We start from the raw sequence: 21,926 nt of genomic DNA, 5'->3' as shown, positions 1-21,926 counted from the left end.
GCGCGGTTTTCGCGTCCGATGTCGGGTATCTGCTGATTCGGCTTGCCAGGAGGGCGTTATTAAATTACCAAACAGAAATATAACTATTGGGATATGCGATGGCCGATCCTCTCTCCCGCACCTTTCTCGCCCTCGCCGATCCGACCCGGCGCGCGATCCTTGCCCAGATTGCCGACGGGGCGCTTTCGGTGAACGACATCGTGGCCGCCAACCACCTGTCGCAGCCCGGCATCTCCAAGCATCTGAAGGTGCTGGAGGAGGCTGGCCTGATCCGCCGCGAGAGGGTGGCGAAGACCCGCCCCGTGCATCTGGAGCCGGAAGGGTTGAAGCGGGCAGGGGACTGGATCGACCACTACCGCAAGCAGTGGGAGGGCGCCTTCGACCGGATCGACGCGCTCATCGCCCGCCTGCAAGCCGAGGAGGACAGGAATGGACGACAATAGCGCCAACGCGCTCCGCCTGACCCACCATTTCGCCGGGCCGCCCGCCCTGGTCTGGGCGATCTGGACTAGGCCCGACCTCATCCGCTCATGGTTCGGCTCCTCGCACGGCTTCCGCGCCCATGACATCGCGGTCGATCTCCGCCCCGGCGGCACCTGGTCCTTGCGCAACGTCAACGGCGACGTGACCGAACATGTCTCGGGAACCTACCACGAGGTCGAAGCTCCCAACCGCCTGGTCTATTCCTACCACTTCGAAGGCACCGATTTCTTCTCGATCATCTCCGCCGACCTTGTGCCCGAGGGCGACGGCACCCGGCTCCACTTCCTGCAGACCGGCTTCCCGGACGCGCAGGCGAGGGTCGAGCACGCGCGCGGCTGGCCCCATGCCCTGCGCGTCATGGGTGACGCACTGCTGGCGATGCACGGCGTCGGCACGCTCTGGCCCGCCCTCCCCGAAAAGACCCACATCGACGGCGTCGCCCGCGACCTCGAAGCCGCCCGCGAGCGGCTGGCGCGAGAGGCCGCACAGTGACCCATCCGAACCTCCTCGCCCTCGACCGCCACTTCGCCGCCGCCCCGGCCTTCGTCTTCGGCCTCTGGTCGCACCCTGCGCTCGTCTCGGCCTGGTGGGGGCCGGATGCCTTCCACCTCCGCTCCTGCGAGATCGACTTCCGCCCCGGCGGCAACTGGCGCTTTCACATGGTCAGCCCGCAGCGTGAGCACTGGATCGGCGGCACCTACCACCAGATCGCCCCGGAGGAACGGCTGATGTTCTCCTACCGCTTCCCGGAATTCGGCGTGCAGTCCATCGTCTCGCTGGCCTTTGCCGCGGAAGGGCAAGGCACCCGGCTCCGCTTCCTGCAAACCGGCTTCCCGAACGAAGACCACTTCACCGGCCACAAGGGCGGCTGGACCGCGACGCTTTCCATCCTCGAAGACCTGATCCTCAAGCTGAACGGCATCGGTTCGGTCTACCCGACGCTGCCGCCCGCCAAAGTCAGCAGTGTCGCGGAAGACCTGATGGAAGCCCGCCGCCGCCACGACGAAGACATGAAGCGAAACGCCTGACACCCCGCGCCCCTTCTCCCTGCAAGGGGGAGGGTCGGCGAGGGGGTCCTAGCGCTGCCCGCGCGCCATGAAGGCCAGCCGCTCGAAGAGTTGCACATCCTGCTCGTTCTTCAGAAGCGCACCATGCAGCTGGGGCAGGGCCGTCCTCACGTCCTTCCGCAAATCCTCCGGCGCCAGATCCTCGGCCAGGAGAAGCCGCAGCCAGTCCAGCACCTCGGAGGTCGAGGGCTTCTTCTTCAGACCCGGCACCTCGCGGATCTCGTAGAACTGGGTCAGCGCGGCACTCAGAAGCTGGCCCTTGATGTCGGGGAAATGCACCCGCACGATGGCCGCCAGCGTCTCCGGATCGGGAAACCGGATGTAATGGAAAAAGCAGCGCCGCAGGAAGGCGTCCGGCAATTCCTTCTCGTTGTTCGAGGTGATGATCACCACCGGCCGGTGTCGGGTGCGGATCGTCTCGCCGGTCTCGTAGACATGGAACTCCATCCGGTCGAGCTCCAGGAGCAGGTCGTTCGGAAACTCGATGTCGGCCTTGTCTATCTCGTCGATCAGGAGGACAACCCGCTCCCCGGCCTCGAACGCCTGCCACAGCTTGCCCTTGCGGATGTAATTCCGCACCTCATGGACCCGTTCGTCCCCCAACTGGCTGTCGCGGAGCCGACTGACCGCATCGTATTCGTAAAGCCCCTGCTGCGCCTTCGTCGTCGACTTCACATGCCACTCGATCAAGGGCATTCCGAGCGACCCAGCCACTTGCCGCGCCAGCTCCGTCTTGCCCGTCCCGGGCTCGCCCTTGACCAGAAGCGGGCGCTGCAACGTGACCGCGGCATTCACCGCAATCGCCAGGTCATCTGACGCAACGTAAGTCGCGGTGGTCTCGAATTTCATCGCAGTATCAACATTCTGTTTCCCGGCCTTTCACAAACCCTACCTGCGCCCAGAAAATGTCGCAACCGCTAGTGACAATGCTCCGGCCTTGGGATACATGCCCCGGCAACAGGAGCGCGTCCATGACAGAAGCCCACCTGTCGGAGCGATCCGGCGCGAAGGAGAGAGTTTCGATGAAGGCCGAAGTTTTCCTGCCAGACGATTACCGTCCCGCCGAGGACGAGCCCTTTATGAACGACCGCCAGCTCGAATATTTCCGCCGGAAACTGCTGGTGTGGAAGCAGGAACTCCTGGACCAGTCGGCCGAAACCATCGACAGCCTGCAAGACAGCGCCCGCAACGTTCCCGACATCGCCGACCGCGCCTCCGAGGAGACCGATCGCGCGCTGGAACTCCGGACCCGCGACCGCCAGCGCAAGCTCGTCGCCAAGATCGACGGGGCGCTGCGCCGGATCGAGAATGGCGAATTCGGCTACTGCGAAGTGACCGGCGAACCGATCAGCCTCAAGCGCCTCGACGCCCGTCCCATCGCCACGATGACGCTGGAAGCCCAGGAAAAGCACGAGCGCCGCGAGAAGGTGCATCGCGACGACTGACGCCCGCCCGGCGACACTTTGTACACTTGACGCCGGGCCCGTGGTCCGGCGTTTTCGTCACATGGGGAACCTGACATGAGCCTGATCGGCCAGCCCGTCACTGTCATCGGCGCCGGGGTTGCGGGCCTCGCCGTCGCCCGCGCGCTCGCGCTCCGCGGGGCCGCCGTCACCGTGCTGGAACAGGCCGACGCGATCCGCGAGGTGGGCGCAGGCCTGCAAATCTCGCCAAATGGCGCGGCGGTGCTGCGGGCCCTTGGCCTGCAGGACGCGCTCGACACCGCTTCGATGCGGGCCGACGCGGTGCAGCTCATCGACGGCCCGACCGGCGATCCCGTGACGCGCCTCGACCTCGCCCGCCTGCGACCGGGGCAGGGCTACCATTTCCTCCACCGCGCCGACCTGATCGAACTGCTCCTCCATGCCGCGACCGAGGCAGGCGTCACGATCCGCCTCCTCTCCCGGATCGACGCGGTCGACCTCAACGGCCCGCATCCGGCAGTTGCGCTGGACAGCGGCGAGCGGCTGGACACGCCGCTCCTGATCGGTGCGGACGGCTTGCACTCGAAGACCCGCGCCGCGCTGAACGGGGCGGAGACGCCCTTCTTCACCCGGCAGGTCGCCTGGCGTGCGGTCATCCCCTGCGAGCCCGGCGCCGCCCCGGTTGCCGAGGTCCACATGGGCCCCGGCCGCCATCTGGTCAGCTACCCGCTGCGAAACGGCACGCTCCGCAACATCGTCGCCATCGAGGAGCGCGACAAATGGGCCGAGGAAAGCTGGACGCTGCGCGACGACGCCATCACCCTGCGCGTCGCTTTCGAAGGCTTTGCCCCCCGCGTCCGCGGCTGGCTCGACCGGGTGGAGGACCCCTGGCTCTGGGGCCTCTTCCGCCACAAGGTCGCGGAGAGCTGGGTCAAGCCGACGGGGCAGGGCGGCGTCGCGATCCTCGGTGACGCCGCCCATCCGACGCTGCCCTTCCTCGCGCAAGGCGCGTCGATGGGGCTGGAGGACGCCTGGGTCCTCGCCCAGTCCCTCGCCACCCATGACAGCCCCGCCGCGGCGCTGACGGCCTACCAGTCCGCGCGCAAACCCCGGACCACCCGCATCGTCGCCGCGGCCAATGCCAATGCCCGCGCCTACCATCTCACGGGCTTGCCGCGAATGATCGGCCACACCGGCCTGCGCCTGTTGGGCAGGGTTTCGCCGGGCACGATGCTCAGCCGTTTCGACTGGCTCTACGACCATGACGTGACGCAAGGCTGACCCCAGGCCCAAATCTTTTCGAAGAGCCTTGCCAAAATCCTTCGAAGGTTTTGCACCCGGCCCGACGCTCACAGCCCCGACATCTTCAGCACCGCCTCCGGCAGGCGCGCGCCCTGCACCTCGATCCCGGCCAACGCCGCCTCGACCCCCGCCATGTCCGCTGCCGACAGGATCACGGAAACCGCCCCGAGGTTCTCCTCCAGCCGATGCCGCTTCGTCGTCCCCGGAATCGGCGACATGCCCTCGCGCCGGGCCAGAAGCCAGGCCAGCGCGATCTGCGCCGGGGTCGCCCCCTTCGCTGCTGCCACGTCCTTCACCACCTCGACCAGCGCCATGTTGGCCTTGCGCGCCTCCGGGGCCAGACGCGGCACCATGTTGCGGAAGTCGGTCGCGTCAAAGGTCGTGGTCTCGTCGATCTTGCCGGTCAGGAACCCGGCCCCCAGCGGGCTGAAGGGCACGAAACCGATGTCCAGTTCATCCAGCACCGGCAGAAGCTCCACCTCCGGCCCGCGCCAGAACAGCGAATACTCGCTTTGCACCGCCGTCACCCTTTGCACCGCATGCGCCCGGCGGATGGTCTGCACCCCGGCTTCCGACAGCCCGAAATGCCGGACCTTGCCCTCGGCGATCAGGTCCTTCACCGCGCCCGCCACCTCCTCGATCGGCACGTTCGGATCGACGCGGTGCTGGTAGAACAGGTCGATCCGGTCGGTCTTCAGCCGCTTCAGGCTGGCCTCTGCCACCGCGCGGATATGGTCGGGGCGGCTGTTCGTACCCCCCCGGCGCTCGCCCGTCACCGGGTCGATGTCGAAACCGAACTTGGTCGCGATCACCACCTTGTCGCGGATCGGCGCCAGGGCTTCGCCCACCAGCAGTTCATTGGCGAAAGGTCCATAGGCCTCGGCGGTATCGAAATGGGTGACGCCAAGCTCATGCGCGTGGCGGATCAGCCGGATCATCTCGGCCGGGTCGGAGGCCGGGCCATAGGCCGAGGTCATCCCCATGCAGCCAAGGCCGATGGCCGAGACTTCAAGATTTCCGAGATATCTGTATTTCATGATCTGCTTTCCTTAGTTTCTTGCCGGGGCTTCGACATTCGAGAAGGCCAGGACGGCGTCGGGAAGACGTTGGCCGCGCAGCTCGATCGCAGCGACGGCAGTTTCGAGTTCAGAGATTTCGCCAGGCGAGAAGCTGATCGCCGCCGCGCCGATATTCTCCAGCATATGCGCCATCTGCGTCGTGCCGGGGATCGGGACGATCCAGGGCCGCTGCGCCAAGAGCCAGGCGAGCGCGATCTGACCGGCACTGGCCTGTTTCCGGTTGGCCCAGTCCTTCAGCAAGGCGACGAGTGCGAGGTTCGTCGGCAGGTTTTCGGGCGAGAACCTGCCTTCGACTCCCCGGATGTCACCCTCGGCGAAGCGCGTGCTTGCGTCGATCGCGCCGGTCAGGAAACCGACGCCGAGCGGGCTCCACGGCACGAAGCCGATGCCCAACTCCTCGCAGACGGGAAGCACCGCGTCTTCCGGCCCGCGCCACAGCATCGAATATTCGCTCTGGACAGCGGTCACCGGCAGTTCGGCATGGGCGCGGCGCAGGGTGCCAAGCCCCATTTCCGAAAGCCCCCAGTGCTGGACCTTGCCTTCATCCATGAGAGCCCTGACTGCGCCCGCGACATCCTCGATCGGAACCTGCGGGTCGACCCGGTGCTGATACAGAAGGTCGATCCGGTCGGTGCGCAATCGCTTGAGCATCCCCTCGACCGCCAGCTTGATGTGCTCCGGACGACTGATCAGGCCCGGCCCGATCTCGCCGGTGTCCAGATCGACGTTCCAGCCGAATTTCGAGGTGATCACCACCGAGTCGCGGAAGGGTTCGATGGCCTCCCCGAGAATGCGCTCGCATTCGTGCGGGCCGTAGGCTTCTGCGGTATCGAAGAAGGTCACGCCACGATCATGGGCCGTGCGGATGATGTTGATCATCTCGGGCCGCGCCGGGATCGTCGTCTGGTAGGTCCGGCCCATGTTCTGGACGCCAAGGCCGATGGGCGAAACCTCCAGCGTTCCCAGCATGCGCCGACCGCCCAGCGAGGGGGCGGTGGCATAGATGCCCGTCCCTTGTGCAGCGTCCTGAGCGGAGGCTTCGGAGGCGGTCGAAACAAGCAGAGGCGCTGCGGCGAGCCCACCCGCTGCGCCCAGGAACCCCCGCCGCCCGATCTTCGGCATCTGTTCGGTTGCCATGGCAGTTGTCCTTGTATTCGCGAGAAGTCGCATCCGAGCGGCTCCCCCAGTGGTTGATGGATGCTGCGGCGGGAAGCCGCTGCAGGGGCCAATATCGCCTTTTCCTTTCCCCCGAATTAGACCCTATAATCCGCATCTCGTTGTAAGGCAGGCTTCACAATGCGCCGCTCATCCATGGACGATCTGGCGACCTTCGCGCTCGTCGCGCGGGAACGCAGCTTCACCCGGGCGGCGGCCCAACTTGGCGTGTCACCCTCGGCCCTCAGCCAGTCCATTCGCCAGCTGGAGGATCGGATCGGCATCCGTCTCCTCACCCGCACCACCCGCAGCGTCTCGGCCACCGAGGCCGGCGAGCGGCTGCTGGCGACCGTCGAGCCCCGCTTCGACGAAATCCGCGACGAGCTTGCCAGCCTTGCCACTTTCCGCGACCGCCCCGCCGGAACGATCCGCATCACCGCCAGCGAATACGTCGCCGAACAGGTGCTCTGGCCACGGCTTGCGCCCGTCCTGCGGCACTACCCCGATGTGTCGCTGGAAATCTCCATCGACCACGGCTTCCGCGACATCGTGGCTGACGGCTTCGATGCCGGTGTCCGCCTCGGCGAAAGCGTGGAAAAGGACATGATCGCCCTCCGCATCGGCCCCGACGCGCGCATGGTGGCCGTGGCGACGCCGGACTATTTCGCCAATCATCCGCCCCCCGTCACCCCGAAGGACCTGACCGCGCACCGCTGCATCAACCTGCGTTTCGTCACCAGCGGCGCGCTCTATGCCTGGGAGTTCCAGAAGGACGGCCAGTCGATCCGGGCCAAGGTCGAGGGCCAGGTCATCTTCAACTCGGTCAGGCCCTGCCTGCAAGCCACGCTGGACGGCTTCGGCATCGGCTTCCTGCCGGAGACGCTTGTAGCCCCCGCCATCGCCGCCGGATCGCTTGTGCAGGCGCTTGACGACTGGTGCCAGCCCTTCCCCGGCCCGCATCTCTACTACCCCAACCGGCGCCAGACCTCTCCCGCGTTCCGGCTGGTACTCGACGCGCTGCGCTACCCCGGCTGAACCGTGGCCGAACCCCGGTCAGGCAGGTCAGACGGCACAGTCAAAACCTTACCAGAGTCTGAATGTCCGCGAGCAAGTCATTGATTTCGAACGCCCGGATTTTCTGTCCACCGTGGACAGGCCCGCTTCAGGCCACCAGCCGCACCCAGACCGGCACATGGTCCGACGGCTTCTCTCCGCCCCGCGCCGCCTTGTCGATCCCGACGTCCTCCAGCCGGTCGGCGGCCTGCGGAGAGCACATCACATGATCGATCCTGATCCCGTTGTTCCGCTCCCAAGCCCCGGCCTGGTAATCCCAGAACGTGTAGACCCCCGGCCCCGGCATCCGCACCCCGACCGCATCCGTCAGCCCCAGGTTCGCCATCCGCCGGAACGCCTCCCGGCTGGCGGGCAGGAACAGCGCATCCGTGACCCAGGCCTCCGGCTTCGCCGCATCCACTCCTTGCGGGATCACGTTGTAGTCCCCCAGGCAGACGAAATGCTCCTCCCCCGCCAGCAACTCCCGCACCCGCGCCTCCATCCGCGTCATCCATGCCAGCTTGTAGTCATACTTCGGCCCTGGCGCCGGGTTGCCGTTCGGGAGGTACAGCCCGCAGACCCGCACCGGGCGCCCGGCATCGACAACCGCCTCGATCCACCGTGCCTGCTCGTCGGCATCATCCCCCGGCAACCCCCGCCGCACGTCGCTGAGCGGCAGCTTCGACAGGATCGCCACCCCGTTGAACCCCTTCTGCCCGTGCGTCTCCACCCGGTATCCCAGCGCCTCGAAGTCCCCGCGCGGAAAGGCCTCGTCGACCGACTTGATCTCCTGCAGGCAGACCACATCCGGCGCGGCCTGCGCCAGCCAGGCCGGCAGCGCCTCGGCCCGCGCCTTGATTCCGTTGATGTTGAATGTCGCAAGTTTCATGGCCCGGCCCTCCGCAAGCCCACCCTAGGGCCGCCGCAGGCCCGGCTCAAGCTGTCTGCCGCAGGGGAAGGGTGGCCGCCTGCAACCAGAGACTGTCCAGCGCGTCGATCTCTGCCGGATCGAACCGCTCCGCCTCCTCCCAGTAGCGCCCCGAGGGCACCAGATACCCCAGCTCCGCCTCCCGCGCCAAAGCCTCGGCCGCAAGGTCCGCGCACCATGCCTTTGGCTGGACATGCGCCAGTCTCGACCGTGCCGCCCGCGGGAAGACCAGCCGCGACGGCCCGAACGACAGGTTCACCACCGCACAGCCCTGCATCGCCGCCAGCACCATCAACCGCGCCGACTTCGCCTTCAGCGAGCGGAGCGTGACGTCCTCGCGCAAAGGGTCCGGAGTTCCCGTGCCATAGAAATGCGTCGGCCCCGATGCCGGATACTGCATGTCGCACCCGAAAACCGCCAGGACGCTTGGCCGCAAGGCGTGCAGCGCCCAGTATCCGGCGGTAAACGCCATTGTCGCGCCCGCATAGACGAATCCGCCATGGGCATTCTGTGCGGGCACGAACTCGGCCTCGGTCACGATCCGCTGGCCGGGCCGCGCCACCGCCTGCCGCTCTGCCGGGAAATCATGCGGATGGATCGCGACGTCCCAGTCGAACCGGATCCGCCAGGCGTTGTTGATCGCCAGCACCAGATCGAACGGTGCACGCGGCCAGAGTGCAGCCTCCGCCGCCATGGGTGCCGAGCCCAGCATCAACACACGCATTACAGTCCCTCACCGTCCGATGCGCAGAAAGCTAGCGCGCGAGGGTAGCATGACCAGAGGGGTCAGATCGAGAAACTCGTGCCGCAGCCGCAACTTGTCTTGGCATTCGGGTTTTCCACCACAAAACGCGCGCCGATCAGCTCGTCGCTGAAGTCGATCACCGCGTTCGACAGGAAGGGCAGGCTGACCTGATCGACCAGCACCCGCTGGCCATCCTTTTCCAGGACCAGATCGTCGGCCGCAGGCTCATCCAGCGTGATCGAATACTGGAATCCCGAACATCCGCCACCATCGACCGCGACGCGCAGGGGCTTCACCTCGCCCGTCGCCTCGGCAATCTCGGCCAGCCGGGCAAAGGCCCGATCGGTGACTTTTGGCGGCAGCGTCAGTTCCATGGCTGTTCCCGTATCCTTCGGCACGCCCCGCGAATATATGGGACGCGACCGCTCCGAACAAGGACAGCCCCCAATGCTTGCGCCCTTCGCTTGCCAACCCGACGCCAGCCGAGGGCGCCTCTGGCCGGAACGGCTGTCCTCCTTCCGCTCACCCTACCAGCGCGACCGGGACCGGATCATCCATTCCAGCGCCTTCCGCCGGTTGAAGCACAAGACGCAGGTCTTCGTCGAACATGAGGGCGACTACTACCGCACCCGCCTGACCCATACGATCGAGGTGGCGCAGGTCGCCCGCACCATCGCCGGGGTCCTTGGCCTGAACACCGACCTCGCGGAGGCGGTGGCGCTGGCGCATGACCTGGGCCACACCCCCTTCGGCCATACCGGCGAGGACGCGATGGAGCGGTTGATGGCGCCCTATGGCGGCTTCGACCACAACGCGCAGGCGCTGCGGATCGTGACCCGGCTGGAACGGCACTACGCCGATTTCGACGGCTTGAACCTCACCTGGGAAACCCTTGAAGGCATTGCGAAACATAACGGCCCGGTGACGGGGCCGAATACCGACCGGAAGCACGACGGCCCGCTGCCCTATGCGCTCGCCGAGGTTAACGCGCAATGGGACCTGGAGCTTGACACCCACGCCAGCGCCGAGGCGCAGGTGGCCGCCATCGCCGATGACGTGGCCTATTCGCACCACGACCTGCATGATGGGCTGCGCTCGGGTCTATTCACCGAAGCCGACCTGATGGAGCTTCCCGTCACCGGCCCCGCCTTCGAGGAGGTCGACCGCACCTATCCCGGCCTCGACAGGATGCGCCGCCGCCACGAAGCCCTGCGCCGGGTCTTCGGCCGGATGGTCGAGGATGTTATTGCCGTCGCCCAGAACAGGCTAACCAGCGCGCAGCCGAAATCGGTCGACGACATCCGGCACATGGGCACCACGATCATCCGCTTTTCCAAGCCGCTCTACCAGGACCTGAAGGCGGTGCGGAGCTTCCTTTTCCACCGCATGTATCGCGCGCCGAGCGTCATGGCAGTCCGGGCCGAGGTCACGCGGATGGTCGACGACCTCTTCCCGCTGTTCCTGCGCCAGCCCGACCTTCTGCCGGAGGAATGGCAGGCCGATGTCGCGGCGGCACGGGACGAAACCCATCTTGCGCGCACCGTTGCCGACTACGTTGCGGGGATGACCGACCGCTTTGCGATCCAGGAACACCAGCGGCTCTTCGGCAATCCAGATGCATTTCGGGCGGGCGGGCAAATTCCTTAAGCAAGAAATTTGCCAAATTTCTTCCTCAAGAAGTTTGGGCCCGCCTCACGCCGTCCGCGCCGCCTTGACCCAGATCCCGGCCAGCACCAGCGACAGGATCGCGTTCCAGCCAGCCATGGAAATCCCCAGCATCTGCCAGGCAATGGCATCGCAGCGCACCACGGCAGCCACATCCTTCGTCGGGTCCAGAAGGTCTGCCGTCGAAATGCCGTCGATCGAACCGGCGGTGCAGGAGGCAAGACCCTCCCACCATTTCAGTTCGACCCCGACATGGAAGACCGCGATGGCGGCCGTCGCCAGCGCTGCCAGGGCGCCCAGCCAGGCCAATCCGCGCCAACCCGTCGCCAGGGCGACAAGCCCGATAAGGATAGCCGCCGCATGCGGCCAGCGCTGCCAGAGGCAGAGTTGGCAGGGCGCAAGCCCGCCGATGTACTGGAAGGCGAAGGCCCCGCCCAGAAGGGCGACCGAGCCGAGCGTGGCCAGAAGGATCAGGGTTTGGCGGGGAAGGGTCATCTTCGCTCTCGTGCAGGGACAAACGCGCCGCGACCATAGGCCGTGGGGCGCGGAAGGGGAAGGGGAACGGCAGGGCCGCTCCCGCAGTTGTGCTTTCCTGCTTCCGATGTGGGCAGGCAGCAGATAGGATTTCGCCAAGGGTCGGGGCTTGCGGGTTAAGGATTCGTGAACGCCCACGGCGAAGGTATTGATTTCGAACGATTCGACCGGACCGTCCTGCGTGGACATTCGGGCGGAAGGGAAGGGTGACGACATGCAGTGGCGCGGACGCAGGGAAAGTTCCAACATTGAGGACCGCCGCAGCATGGGCGGCGGCGGCGGCATTCGCATGGGTGGGATCGGCGGGGCAGGGGCGATCGTGATCTTTCTCATCGCCATGTTCCTGGGCGTCGACCCCAGCCAGCTCCTCGGGCCCGGCGGCACCGACACCGGCTCGACCGGCACCCCGGTCGAGCTGACCGAGCAGGACAAGGCCGAGGGCCAGTTCGTCTCGGTGGTGCTGGCCGATACCGAGGAAATCTGGACGAAAGTCTTCAAGGAGCAGCTGAACGCCACCTACACCCCGGCGACTCTGGTCCTCTTCAAGGATGCCACCCGCTCCGCCTGCGGCGGCGCCTCCGAGGCGACTGGCCCGTTCTACTGCCCGATGGACAAGAAGGTCTACCTCGACACCGGCTTCTTCACGACGCTGCACCAGCGCCTCGGCGCCAGCGGTGACTTCGCGGCCGCCTATGTCGTCGCCCACGAGATCGGCCATCATGTGCAGGACGAGCTGGGCATCCTGTCCAAGGCCAACGATATCCGCCAGCGGGTCAGCCAGGAAGAATCGAATGCGATCTCGGTCCAGATCGAGTTGCAGGCGGACTGCCTGTCAGGCATCTGGGCGCGCGAGGCCGCACAGAGCCTGGGCAGCATCGAACGTGGCGACCTGGAAGAGGCCGTCAATGCCGCGAAACAGATCGGCGATGACACCCTGCAACGGAACGCAGGCCAGCGCCCGATGCCGCACACCTTCACCCACGGCACCTCGGAACAGCGCTCGCGCTGGTTCATGATCGGGCTGCAATCGGGCCAGATCGCCGACTGCAACACCTTCGACACCAACGATCTCTGAACTCCGCCAGGCCCGCATTGACGCGGGTCGCGGCAGGTTCTAAACGGGGACCCGGTGGCCCGAGTGGTGGAATGGTAGACGCAGGGGATTCAAAATCCTCCGCCGCAAGGCTTGCGAGTTCGAGTCTCGCCTCGGGCACCAATTTTCTCGAATCAGCGAATTGCGAATGCCTCGATTCGCCCGAATTGGCCCGGCGGATTTAGCGCCAGTCCTGCGGCAGGGCCCGTGTTTGAAATCTGCCGGGAAACACTGCGCAAAGAACCGCCCGCTGCCCGGCAAATCCGCAGGCGGAAAAGTGCTCAACAGCAGGTTGCGCAGCATCGGCCATAACCTCGACGTGATCGGAGTGGTGTTACACACGCCATGATTGAAACTACAGTTGGCTAAAGACGTTAGCAGGGATGCCCTTCCGCAACCCCGAGCCAGGACTGCCATGCTGACCCGCGCGATGCGAACAAGACACACGCACCGGCTGAAAAGTGGTGGACTTGTTGTTGTTTCCTAACATCTTTTTGCTTTTCAGTCGACGTACCGCCCGGTTATCCAAGGAGGATAGAGAGGGCCTCGCCTGGGCGAGGGCCTGCAGGAAAGTGATAGATCGATGCTGTTTGACGATGCTGCTACGACATCCCCCGATGCGGAGCCTTCGAAGGCGCCGCGCTGTACGCCCTGCTTTACGCCGGGAACGCTGATCACCACCCAGCGCGGCGAACTGCCCGTCGAGCTGATTGCGGCCGGGGATCGGGTCGTCACCCGCGACAACGGCATCCAGACGGTGCGCTGGGTCGGCAAGACGCAGATGTTCCTGCATGACTTTCAGTCGGAACCGCACCTCTTGCCGGTGTTCATCCAGCAGGGTTCGCTCGGCAAGGGCCTCCCGGAGCGCGACATGATGGTTTCGCCGAACCACCGCGTCCTGGTGGCGAACACCCGTAGCACTGTGCGCTACACCGACCGCGAAGTGCTGGTCGCCGCCAAGCACCTGGCCGCGCAAGGTGTGCACACGGTTCAGTCAAGCGGCACGACCTATGTCCATTTCATGTGCGACCGGCACGAGGTGGTTCTGTCGAACGGCATCTGGACCGAGACGTTCCACCCAGAGGACACCTCGCTGAAGGGGATCGGAAACGCGCAGCGACTGGAAATCTTCGAGATTTTCCCTGAATTGAAGACCGAAGCCGGCCGTGCTGCATATGGTCAGACCCGTCGGATTGCAGATGGGCCGCATCTGGCCGAAGCTATTGCCTGAGATGAAATTTCTTGACGATTTTGTTAACGGATTGTGCAATAGGGTTACTGGGAAGTCGGTCGGCAGAAGCGTGTCGGCAAGTTTGGTAGCGACGTCATCATAATGGCGCAAAGGTTTCCGGGTTCGGTCATGGCCGCGACACGGAAGCTGACTACCGAGTGGCGGTGAAGCAGGGGCAGAAGACGATGGCGACAGTAACAGGCACCAGCGGCGGCGAGCTAATTCAACCGGGCACGCCAACGACCTATGGGTCAGATGGGGCGGACCTGATCTCGGGGCTGGCCGGGAACGACACCATCTATTCTGGCATCGACAACGACACAGTCTACGGCGGCGACGGACGGGACAATGTCTTTGGCGGCACTGGAAACGACCAGCTTTACGGCGGTCTGAATGCGGATTCTCTTTACGGGGGCGCGGGGAACGACACCCTGTTCGGCGGCAGTTCCGGCGGTACGGGCGACGACGTCCTGTATGGCGGCGCCGATTTTGACTATGTCAGCTATTCAGGCCTTGCCACGGGCGTGACCGTCAATTTGAGCACGAACAGCGCGAGTTCAGATGGCACCGAGGACATTTTCGAGGTCGAAGGCGTCATTGGCGGGTCCGGAGACGACAGCATCACCGGGGACAATGCCGCAAACGTTCTCGATGGCGGTGCCGGCGCAGATTCCCTGAACGGCGGTCTCGGAAACGACACGCTGATCGGCGGCGTCGGCATCGACAGGATCTACGGCGGCAACGACGCAGATCTGGTCTATGGCGGCAATGACGGCGACTTGCTCTCAGGCAACGATGGTGTTGATACCCTTTACGGCGATGCCGGGAACGACACCGTTTACGGCGACGCGGGGGATGACGCGCTCTATGGCGGCGACGGCATAGACCGGCTTTTCGGCGGCACCAATTCCGATCTGCTGTACGGCGGCAACGATGGCGATTCGCTTTCTGGCGATGCCGGGAACGATACGCTCTACGGCGATCTTGGCGCTGACACGCTCTATGGCGGGGCCGACACCGACCTGCTCTACGGCGGCAATGACGGCGACCTGCTCTACGGCAACGATGGCGTCGATTCGGTTTTCGGCGAGGCCGGGAACGACACGCTGTACGGTGACGTCGGGAACGACAGTCTCTCTGGCGGTGACGACAATGATCTGATCTTTGGCGGCAACGATGCGGACGCGCTGGCCGGCGACGCCGGCAATGACACGCTGTATGGCGGTATCGGCGATGACACCCTGTCCGGCAACGACGGTGTCGACGCGTTGTTCGGCGATGTCGGCAACGACATTGTCTACGGTGGCGTAGGCGCCGACACGCTTTACGGCGGGAACGACGCCGATCTGGTCTACGGCGGCAATGACGGCGACCTGGTCTTCGGCGACCTCGGCAACGACACGCTTTACGGCGATGCGGGGAACGACACGCTCTTTGGCGGCCTTGGCAACGACATCATCCATGGCAATGACGGTTTCGATTTCGTCAGTTATGTTGGCGTCGCGACCTCGGTGGTCGTCAACCTCGGCGCGACGACAGTCACCGGGGAAGGAACCGATACTGTCATCGGGATCGAGGGTGCTATCGGCGGCACCGCTGCGGACACCATCATCGGCAGTGCGGACGGTAACATCCTGTACGGCGGGGCCGGAAACGACTCCGTCGCGGGCATGGACGGATCCGACACACTCTATGGCGATGTCGGGAACGATACACTTTACGGCGGCAATGACGCCGATCTGCTCTACGGCGGCAACGATGCCGATCGGCTGTACGGCGACAACGGCAGCGACACGCTTTACGGCGATATCGGAGCTGACTCGCTTGTTGGCGGAAACGACGGCGATCTGCTCTACGGCGGCAATGATGCCGATACCGTTTCCGGAGACGCAGGAAATGACACGCTCTACGGCGATGTCGGGGCCGACACGCTCTATGGCGGTGCCGACAACGATGCGGCCTATGGCGGCAACGACGCCGACGTGATCTATGGCAACGACGGTCTCGATACGCTCAGCGGCGACCTTGGCAACGATACGATCTTCGGGGGTAACGGTGCCGACCTTGTCAGTGGTGGCAATGACGCCGACCTGGTCTACTCTGATGCCGGAAATGATACCCTCTACGGCGATCTCGGCGCCGACACGCTTTATGGCGGCGCTGACAACGACGCGGTCTATGGTGGCAATGACGCCGACCTGATCTACGGCAACGACGGTCTCGACACCCTGTTTGGCGGCGATGGCGCCGACGTGCTTAACGGCGACGCCGGCAATGATGTCCTTGACGGCGGCGCCGGAAACGACACTCTGAACGGTGGCACCGGTGACGACACCATGCGCGGCGGCGCCGGTGCCGACGCCATGAACGGTGGCCAGGGCCTCGATTTCGCTGACTACAGCGACTCGAACGCCGCAGTGTCGGTCAACCTTGCGACGGGAGCTTTCAGCGGGGGCTTCGCCACCGGCGACAGCGCCGCGGGGACCGACGGGATCATCGGCTCGAATTTCAACGACACGCTGGTGGGTTTTGACGGATCAAGCACCGATCCGAATGATGCCTATACCAACATCATCTATGGCGGTCTCGGCCGTGACAGCATCTCGGGTCTTGGCGGCGGTGACACGCTTTACGGTGGGAACGATGCCGACACGGTCAGCGGCGACCTCGGGAACGACAGGGTTTTCGGCGACGCCGGAAATGACGTCCTCTATGGCGGCGAGGGGACCGACACGGTCTTCGGCGACGCCGGAAATGACGTCCTTTATGGCGGCGAGGGGACCGACACGGTCTTCGGCGGCGATGATCGGGACCATATATACGTCAACTATGTCGGTCCTGGCCCTGAGTCGCTTATGGGCACCGCAACCCTGAACGACGTGCTCCTGAACGAGTCGGTCGACGGCGGTGGTGGCCCGAACGACAACGACACGCTGACCGTCAACATCACCGGCATGGGCTGGGATCAGATCGACATCGCCTACACGTCGGCGGACCACGAAAACGGCACGATCACCTTCTTCGACGCTTTGGGTGGCGTCATCGGCACGCTGACCTTCACCGACATCGAGCACCTGGACATCGTCTGCTTCACGGCGGGCACACAGATTCTGACGGACCGGGGCGCTGTTGCGGTCGAGGCTCTGGTGCCGGGCGATCTGGTGGTGACGCGCGACAGCGGGCTGCAACCCCTGCGCTGGGTCGGCCAGCGCAAGCTGTCCTTCGCCGAGCTTCAGGCCCGGCCCGAACTGCAGCCGGTGCGGATTGCCGCCGGGGCGCTGGCGGGTATCGGGCCGGAGCGGACGATGTTGGTTTCGCCGCAGCACCGGGTTCTGATCGAGGGGGCGCGGGCCGAGATGTTCTTCGGCGAATGCGAAGTGCTGGTGCCCGCGAAGCACCTGACCGGCTTGGCCGAAGTGACGCGGGCGCTGCCGGTCGAGGGCGTGACCTATGTTCACATCCTCTTCGACCGGCATGAGATCGTGCGCTCGGACGGGATCTGGACGGAAAGCTTCCAGCCGGCCGAGCGGACACTCTCTGCCCTTGAAGAGGTGGCGCGCAACGAGGTGCTGGAGTTGTTCCCCGAGCTTGCCAGCGATGCCACCTGCTTCCCGTCGGCGCGCCTGTCGCTCAAGGCGCACGAAGCGCGGGTTCTGGTGTCAGGCTGACCGGGCAGGGCGGCCCAGGAAGGCCGCCCAGTCTTCCGGCGTGTCGAGATCGAGCACGGCCATCCGGCCGGGGAGCGGCACCAGCCGGACGCGGTCCTTGTGTCGCTGCAGGACAGACCGGCCGCCTTCGTCGCCGGTCACGGCCTGAAGTTCGTCCCAGAGATCACGCGGAAAGATGCTGGGGTGTCCTGGTGCACCATCGGTCGTTCCGCCACGCCAGATCAGGTCCGGCTCGGCCCGGAACCGTGAGATGAGGTCTGCCAGGGCCTTGCTGGAAAAGCCCGGCATGTCCGCGGGAAGGATCATCACGCCATCCTCCGCCCCCGGTGCCCCCGCGCTGACCGCCGAAAGCGCGCGCGCGACGGAGCGCGACATGCCCAGTGCCGCATCCGGGACATCGACGATCCGGGCCGCAGAGTCCGCGAGTGTCATGCGACGCGCGTCGGAGGCCGGGGGCAGCGTGACATAGACCGGCGCGCCAGTGGCAAGGGCGACATCCGCCACCATGCGCAAGAGCGGCTTGCCCCGGACCCGCTGTAAAAGCTTGTCGCGTCCCCGCATGCGCGAAGACGCGCCTGCGGCAAGGACAAGGATGTGCACAGCCGGGCGCATGACACAAATGCTCCGCCTGACAGGGCAACCTGTCAAGCGATCCGTCAGGCGCGCATCCGCCCGTCGTCATCCCACAACGGGGCCAGATGGACGCGCGCCGGACGGCGTTCGCCGAGGATTTCGACCTCGAGTTCCAGCCCGTCCACCACGCGGTCTGCCGGGATGAAACCCTGGGCCACCGACTTGCCGGTCCAGTGGCTGAACCCGCCCGAGGTGCACCAGCCCACGACCGCGCCATCCAGCCAGATCGGCTCCCAGGCGACGACATCGGCGTCACTGGCGTCGACCACGATCGGCACCAGCCTGCGCTTCGGCCCTTCCGCCTTTTCCTTCAGCGCTGCGGCCTTGCCGATCCAGTCGGCGGGCTTGTTCCAGGCGATGAAGCGGTCAAGGCCCGTTTCGGCCGGGGTGTAGTCCGGGCTGAACTCGCGGCCCCAACTGCCGAACCACTTGTCCAACCGCAGCGACATCATCGCCCGCATCCCGAAGGGACGCAGGCCCAGATCCTTGCCCGCCGCCGACAGCACATCCCACAGGTGACGGACCGACATGTGATCGGTGTAGATTTCGTAGCCAAGGTCGGCGGTGTAGCTGACGCGCTGGACGATGCAGTTGGCCATGCCCACGGTCATGCGCTTCACGTCCATGAACCTGAACGCACCGGCGCTGACATCCGACCGGGTGACGCGGGCCAAAAGCTCGCGCGCTTTCGGTCCTGCGATCTGGAATCCGGAACGGGAGTCCGAGACATTCTCGACGGTTACGCCGGGTTCCTCATGTTGTTCGAACCAGCGCTGATGCCAGCCCTGCGCGCCGTAGCTGGCGGTCAGCTGGAATTCGGTCTCGCCTAGGCAGGACACGGTGAAATCGCCGATGATCTTGCCCGATTCCGCCAACATCGGGGTCAGCGACAGCCGCCCCGGTTTCGGGATGCGTCCGGCCATGATCCGGTCGAGCCAGTCGCGGGCGCCTGCGCCCTTGACCAGATACTTGCCGAAATTCTGCACCTCGTTGATGCCGACGTCTTCGCGCACGGCCATCACCTCTTGTCGCGTCGCCTCCCAGGCATTGGAGCGCTTGAAGGTGGGCGTCTCATGGCGCGGCTCGCCGGGCAGGGCGTGGTAGTTCACCACCTCCAGCCCATACTGCTGGCCCCACACTGCGTTCATCTCGTCAAACACCTGATACATCGGCGTGGTGCGGAAGGGACGGGCGGCGGGGCGTTCCTCGTTCGGGTAGGAGACGGAGAAGCGCATCTGGTAGTTTTCGATGACCTTCGGAACAGTATAGCCCGGCGAGGTCCAGGTCCCGAACCGCGCAACGTCAAATCCGCGCGGGTCGCGCTCGACCTCGCCGTGGATCATCCATTGCGCCAGCGAAAGGCCCATGCCGCCGCCCTGAGAAAAGCCTGCCATGACCGCGCAGGCCGACCAGTAGTTTTTCAGCCCCGGAACCGGCCCGATCAGCGGGTTGCCGTCGGGGGCAAAGGTAAAGGGTCCGTGGATCACCCGCTTGACGCCTGAGCGTTCCAGAACCGGGAAGCGGCGGTAGGCGAAGTTCACGCTGTCCTCGATCTTGTCGAACTGCTCGTTCAGCAGCTCATGCCCGAAATCCCAGGGCGTGCCGTCCACCGACCAGGGTTCGCAGGGTTTTTCGTAGAAGCCGATGCAGAGGCCCCGGCCTTCCTGGCGCAGATAGCTTTCGCCGCCGGGGTCCATGACATGCGGGAACTCGCGGCCCGACTTCAGGATGTCCATGATTTCCGGGATGTCGTCCGTCACCAGATACTGGTGCGCCATCGGCAGGAGCGGCAGGTAGACACCCGCCATTGCCCCGATTTCCCGGGCCCAGAGGCCGCCAGCGTTCACCAGATGCTCGCAATGGACCGTGCCCTTCTCGGTCACGACTTCCCAGCCGTCCTTGGTCGGGTTGGTCTCCAGCACCCGGTTGTGCAGGACGATCTCGGCCCCGCCCATGCGCGCGGCCTTGGCATAGGCATGGGTGGTGCCCGAAGGGTCGAGGTGGCCGTCGAGCGGGTCGTAAAGCCCGCCGAGGATTCCGTCCACATTCACCAGCCCGTCGGTCAGTTTGGAGATTTCGGCGGGCGACAGGATTTCGGTGTCGAGCCCCATGTAGCGATGCTTGGCGCGCTCGGCCTTCAGCATCTCGAACCGGGCCTCGTTGTCGGCCAGCGTCACCCCGCCGACATGGTGGAGGCCACAGGACATGCCGGTGATCGCCTCAAGCTCCTTGTAAAGCCGGATGGTGTAGCCCTGCAGCGCCGCCATGTTGGTGTCGCCGTTGATCGTATGGAACCCGCCCGCCGCGTGCCAGGTTGAGCCGGAGGTCAGCTCGGACCGCTCGATCAGCATGACATCGGACCAGCCGAGCTTGGTCAGGTGATACAGGACCGAGCAGCCGACAACGCCGCCGCCGATCACCACCACGCGCGCATGGGTCTTCATTGCAGTCTCTCCGCCTTGTCCGGTTTCGATGCACCATGCCGGGGCAGGGCCGGGAAGGCATGAGAATTTGCGACAAAGAATGTCGCGCCCAGACAGTGACGCCAGGCCGGTAGGGGGCTACTTCTCGGGGATCAGGCCCTTTGGCGCGAAGCGCAGCACCAGAAGCAAGACCACGCCAAGGGTCAAAAGCCGCATCTGCGCCGCGGTGTCCTGCAGATGGTCCTTCAGGTCTCCCGCGGGCAGTCCGGCGGTGATGACATCCATCATCTGCGGCCCGAGGAATTCCACGGCGAGATACAGCCAGCCGATCAGCAACCCGCCCAGGATCGACCCCCAGTTGTTGCCCGACCCACCGACGATGACCATCACCCAGATCAGGAAGGTGAAGCGCAGGGGCAGGTAGGACGGCGGGGTCAGCTGGCCCTCCATCGAGGTCATCATTGCGCCCGCCAGCCCCACGACCGCCGAGCCGATGATGAAGATCTGCAGGTGGCGGAACTTCACGTCCTTGCCCATTGCGGCCGAGGAAATCTCGTTGTCGCGGATCGCGCGGACCATGCGGCCCCAGGGGCTGTTCAGCGCGCGCTCGCAGCCCCAGACCAGAAGCACCAGCACCAGCCCGAACATCGTCGCGTAAAGGAGTTTGACGAAGATCGTCGAGGCAGTGACGGGATCGAGACCCATCGCCTGCACGGGTTCGAGGAAGGCCGGGTTCAGTTGCAGGTCGACTTCGCGCGGGACCGGCCAGGGGCGGGGCAGGCCCGTCAGGTTTTTCACCCCGCGCGCCAGCCAGTCTTCGTTCCGCATGACGGTGACGATGATTTCGGCGATGCCCAGAGTGGCGATCGCCAGGTAGTCCTCCCGCAGGCCAAGGGCGATCTTTCCGATCACCCAGGCGGCGGCGGCGGCCATCAGCGCACCGACGGGCCAGGCCAGCAACGAATTCAGACCAAGCCCGCCGATGTTGCCGGCCTGGGCCGGATTGTTTGCCTCGACCGCGACGACGGCGGGGTCAAGAATCGCTCGATAGATGAAGAAGACAACGACCAGATACAGCGCCAGCGCCAGTGCGCGGTTGGTCCCGGCGTTCAGACGGCGGTAAAGCCAGACTGCAAGCGCGATGGCAGCAGCCGCAAACAGGAGCGCGCCCAGGATGCGAGGGCCGCCAGCGGCCCAACCCTCCGGCACCGGCTTTGACGAGATCAACGCCACGGCCAGACCGCCGAGCGCGACCGAGCCGACGATGCCGGTCGAGAACAGGCCCGCGTAACCCCATTGGATGTTCACCCCGATGGCCATGATGCAGGACAGAAGCGCAAGGTTCAGGATGTTCAGCGACAGGTTCCAGCTTTGCAGCAACCCGGTCAGGATGAACAGGACAGCGACGCCCGCGAAGAGAAGTACATTGCGATAGGGCCCCAT

Annotated in this window: 20 protein-coding genes and 1 tRNA gene; 11 read left to right on the top strand and 10 right to left on the bottom strand. The window is 65.3% G+C overall.

Annotated elements, in window-relative coordinates:
• Positions 1 to 98: 98 nt before the first annotated feature.
• Genes JNL31_RS05435 through JNL31_RS05425 form a run of 3 tightly spaced genes read left to right on the top strand, consistent with a single transcriptional unit; the run spans position 99 to position 1,511 of the window.
• Positions 99 to 443: a metalloregulator ArsR/SmtB family transcription factor gene (locus tag JNL31_RS05435; protein ID WP_294970856.1), complete on the top strand. Its 345-nt coding sequence runs from the start codon at positions 99 to 101 to the stop codon at positions 441 to 443.
• Positions 430 to 975, top strand: coding sequence for an SRPBCC domain-containing protein (locus JNL31_RS05430; protein ID WP_294970854.1), 546 nt, complete (start codon positions 430 to 432; stop codon positions 973 to 975). The genes JNL31_RS05435 and JNL31_RS05430 overlap by 14 nt, the downstream gene beginning before the upstream one ends.
• Positions 972 to 1,511, top strand: a complete 540-nt coding sequence (locus tag JNL31_RS05425) for an SRPBCC domain-containing protein (RefSeq protein ID WP_294970852.1) — start codon at positions 972 to 974, stop codon at positions 1,509 to 1,511. Before JNL31_RS05430 ends, JNL31_RS05425 begins: the two co-directional genes overlap by 4 nt.
• Before the next feature lie 48 nt (positions 1,512 to 1,559).
• Here JNL31_RS05425 and JNL31_RS05420 read toward each other — a convergent pair whose 3' ends face one another.
• Positions 1,560 to 2,399 carry a MoxR family ATPase gene (locus JNL31_RS05420; protein ID WP_294970850.1) on the bottom strand — a complete coding sequence of 280 codons (840 nt, stop codon included), beginning with the start codon at positions 2,397 to 2,399 and terminating at the stop codon, positions 1,560 to 1,562.
• A 173-nt stretch (positions 2,400 to 2,572) separates the two neighbouring features.
• Here JNL31_RS05420 and dksA point away from each other — a divergent pair, with 173 nt between their 5' ends.
• Positions 2,573 to 2,995 (top strand): RNA polymerase-binding protein DksA, encoded by a 423-nt coding sequence (gene dksA, locus JNL31_RS05415; RefSeq protein WP_294970945.1) that lies wholly within the window; start codon positions 2,573 to 2,575, stop codon positions 2,993 to 2,995.
• Positions 2,996 to 3,070: 75 nt separating this feature from the next.
• Positions 3,071 to 4,255: an FAD-dependent monooxygenase gene (locus JNL31_RS05410; protein ID WP_294970849.1), complete on the top strand. Its 1,185-nt coding sequence runs from the start codon at positions 3,071 to 3,073 to the stop codon at positions 4,253 to 4,255.
• 68 nt (positions 4,256 to 4,323) lie between these two features.
• On the opposite strand, the gene JNL31_RS05405 is transcribed toward JNL31_RS05410, so the two are convergent.
• Both JNL31_RS05405 and JNL31_RS05400 read right to left on the bottom strand, forming a co-directional pair.
• Positions 4,324 to 5,313 carry an aldo/keto reductase gene (locus JNL31_RS05405; RefSeq protein WP_294970847.1) on the bottom strand — a complete coding sequence of 330 codons (990 nt, stop codon included), beginning with the start codon at positions 5,311 to 5,313 and terminating at the stop codon, positions 4,324 to 4,326.
• A 12-nt stretch (positions 5,314 to 5,325) separates the two neighbouring features.
• On the bottom strand, positions 5,326 to 6,492 hold the full coding sequence (locus JNL31_RS05400) for an aldo/keto reductase (protein WP_294970845.1): 1,167 nt from the start codon (positions 6,490 to 6,492) through the stop codon (positions 5,326 to 5,328).
• Between the two features lie 159 nt (positions 6,493 to 6,651).
• Here JNL31_RS05400 and JNL31_RS05395 point away from each other — a divergent pair, with 159 nt between their 5' ends.
• A complete protein-coding gene (locus tag JNL31_RS05395; RefSeq protein WP_294970843.1) occupies positions 6,652 to 7,545 on the top strand; it encodes a LysR family transcriptional regulator in 894 nt (297 codons plus the stop codon).
• 127 nt (positions 7,546 to 7,672) lie between these two features.
• On the opposite strand, the gene xth is transcribed toward JNL31_RS05395, so the two are convergent.
• The 3 genes from xth to JNL31_RS05380 form a co-directional block, all read right to left on the bottom strand.
• Complete coding sequence (gene xth, locus JNL31_RS05390; protein WP_294970841.1) at positions 7,673 to 8,452, bottom strand: exodeoxyribonuclease III; 780 nt, start codon at positions 8,450 to 8,452, stop codon at positions 7,673 to 7,675.
• Positions 8,453 to 8,498: 46 nt separating this feature from the next.
• Entirely contained in the window at positions 8,499 to 9,215 is a 717-nt protein-coding gene (locus JNL31_RS05385) for a hypothetical protein (protein ID WP_294970839.1), read from the bottom strand.
• A 62-nt stretch (positions 9,216 to 9,277) separates the two neighbouring features.
• A complete protein-coding gene (locus JNL31_RS05380) occupies positions 9,278 to 9,604 on the bottom strand; it encodes an iron-sulfur cluster assembly accessory protein (RefSeq protein ID WP_294970943.1) in 327 nt (108 codons plus the stop codon).
• 79 nt (positions 9,605 to 9,683) lie between these two features.
• Here JNL31_RS05380 and JNL31_RS05375 point away from each other — a divergent pair, with 79 nt between their 5' ends.
• On the top strand, positions 9,684 to 10,883 hold the full coding sequence (locus JNL31_RS05375; RefSeq protein WP_294970837.1) for a deoxyguanosinetriphosphate triphosphohydrolase: 1,200 nt from the start codon (positions 9,684 to 9,686) through the stop codon (positions 10,881 to 10,883).
• Positions 10,884 to 10,928: 45 nt separating this feature from the next.
• Here the strand turns inward: JNL31_RS05375 and JNL31_RS05370 are convergent, their stop codons facing one another.
• Positions 10,929 to 11,396 carry a disulfide bond formation protein B gene (locus tag JNL31_RS05370; protein WP_294970835.1) on the bottom strand — a complete coding sequence of 156 codons (468 nt, stop codon included), beginning with the start codon at positions 11,394 to 11,396 and terminating at the stop codon, positions 10,929 to 10,931.
• A gap of 253 nt (positions 11,397 to 11,649) precedes the next feature.
• Between JNL31_RS05370 and JNL31_RS05365 the strand changes: the two genes are divergently transcribed.
• The 4 genes from JNL31_RS05365 (at position 11,650) to JNL31_RS05350 (ending at position 17,427) form a co-directional block, all read left to right on the top strand.
• Complete coding sequence (locus JNL31_RS05365; protein WP_294970834.1) at positions 11,650 to 12,510, top strand: neutral zinc metallopeptidase; 861 nt, start codon at positions 11,650 to 11,652, stop codon at positions 12,508 to 12,510.
• Between the two features lie 57 nt (positions 12,511 to 12,567).
• Positions 12,568 to 12,651, top strand: a tRNA-Leu gene (locus tag JNL31_RS05360).
• Between the two features lie 460 nt (positions 12,652 to 13,111).
• Complete coding sequence (locus tag JNL31_RS05355; RefSeq protein WP_366928918.1) at positions 13,112 to 13,759, top strand: Hint domain-containing protein; 648 nt, start codon at positions 13,112 to 13,114, stop codon at positions 13,757 to 13,759.
• A 185-nt stretch (positions 13,760 to 13,944) separates the two neighbouring features.
• A complete protein-coding gene (locus JNL31_RS05350) occupies positions 13,945 to 17,427 on the top strand; it encodes a Hint domain-containing protein (protein WP_294970832.1) in 3,483 nt (1,160 codons plus the stop codon).
• On the opposite strand, the gene JNL31_RS05345 is transcribed toward JNL31_RS05350, so the two are convergent.
• From JNL31_RS05345 to JNL31_RS05335, 3 genes are all read right to left on the bottom strand, one after another.
• On the bottom strand, positions 17,419 to 18,039 hold the full coding sequence (locus tag JNL31_RS05345; RefSeq protein ID WP_294970830.1) for a nucleotidyltransferase family protein: 621 nt from the start codon (positions 18,037 to 18,039) through the stop codon (positions 17,419 to 17,421). The genes JNL31_RS05350 and JNL31_RS05345 overlap by 9 nt on opposite strands.
• A 44-nt stretch (positions 18,040 to 18,083) precedes the next feature.
• On the bottom strand, positions 18,084 to 20,504 hold the full coding sequence (locus JNL31_RS05340) for an FAD-dependent oxidoreductase (protein WP_294970828.1): 2,421 nt from the start codon (positions 20,502 to 20,504) through the stop codon (positions 18,084 to 18,086).
• A 117-nt stretch (positions 20,505 to 20,621) separates the two neighbouring features.
• Entirely contained in the window at positions 20,622 to 21,926 is a 1,305-nt protein-coding gene (locus JNL31_RS05335; protein WP_294970826.1) for a branched-chain amino acid ABC transporter permease, read from the bottom strand.

The sequence above is a fragment of the Tabrizicola sp. genome (assembly GCF_016792905.1).
In the GTDB taxonomy this organism is placed as follows: Bacteria; Pseudomonadota; Alphaproteobacteria; order Rhodobacterales; family Rhodobacteraceae; genus Tabrizicola.
Note: the sequence above shows the minus strand (reverse complement) of the source record. Positions and strands in the feature narration are given on the sequence as shown.

Coding starts and splice junctions, on each gene's coding strand:
- dksA (WP_294970945.1), top strand. CDS start 2,573: ATGAAGGCCGAAGTTTTCCTGCCAGACGATTACCGTCCCGCCGAGGAC.
- JNL31_RS05420 (WP_294970850.1), bottom strand. CDS start 2,399: ATGAAATTCGAGACCACCGCGACTTACGTTGCGTCAGATGACCTGGCG.
- JNL31_RS05410 (WP_294970849.1), top strand. CDS start 3,071: ATGAGCCTGATCGGCCAGCCCGTCACTGTCATCGGCGCCGGGGTTGCG.
- JNL31_RS05400 (WP_294970845.1), bottom strand. CDS start 6,492: ATGGCAACCGAACAGATGCCGAAGATCGGGCGGCGGGGGTTCCTGGGC.
- xth (WP_294970841.1), bottom strand. CDS start 8,452: ATGAAACTTGCGACATTCAACATCAACGGAATCAAGGCGCGGGCCGAG.
- JNL31_RS05405 (WP_294970847.1), bottom strand. CDS start 5,313: ATGAAATACAGATATCTCGGAAATCTTGAAGTCTCGGCCATCGGCCTT.
- JNL31_RS05345 (WP_294970830.1), bottom strand. CDS start 18,039: ATGCGCCCGGCTGTGCACATCCTTGTCCTTGCCGCAGGCGCGTCTTCG.
- JNL31_RS05335 (WP_294970826.1), bottom strand. CDS start 21,926: ATGGGGCCCTATCGCAATGTACTTCTCTTCGCGGGCGTCGCTGTCCTG.
- JNL31_RS05385 (WP_294970839.1), bottom strand. CDS start 9,215: ATGCGTGTGTTGATGCTGGGCTCGGCACCCATGGCGGCGGAGGCTGCA.
- JNL31_RS05350 (WP_294970832.1), top strand. CDS start 13,945: ATGGCGACAGTAACAGGCACCAGCGGCGGCGAGCTAATTCAACCGGGC.
- JNL31_RS05340 (WP_294970828.1), bottom strand. CDS start 20,504: ATGAAGACCCATGCGCGCGTGGTGGTGATCGGCGGCGGCGTTGTCGGC.
- JNL31_RS05370 (WP_294970835.1), bottom strand. CDS start 11,396: ATGACCCTTCCCCGCCAAACCCTGATCCTTCTGGCCACGCTCGGCTCG.
- JNL31_RS05375 (WP_294970837.1), top strand. CDS start 9,684: ATGCTTGCGCCCTTCGCTTGCCAACCCGACGCCAGCCGAGGGCGCCTC.
- JNL31_RS05430 (WP_294970854.1), top strand. CDS start 430: ATGGACGACAATAGCGCCAACGCGCTCCGCCTGACCCACCATTTCGCC.
- JNL31_RS05355 (WP_366928918.1), top strand. CDS start 13,112: ATGCTGTTTGACGATGCTGCTACGACATCCCCCGATGCGGAGCCTTCG.
- JNL31_RS05395 (WP_294970843.1), top strand. CDS start 6,652: ATGCGCCGCTCATCCATGGACGATCTGGCGACCTTCGCGCTCGTCGCG.
- JNL31_RS05365 (WP_294970834.1), top strand. CDS start 11,650: ATGCAGTGGCGCGGACGCAGGGAAAGTTCCAACATTGAGGACCGCCGC.
- JNL31_RS05435 (WP_294970856.1), top strand. CDS start 99: ATGGCCGATCCTCTCTCCCGCACCTTTCTCGCCCTCGCCGATCCGACC.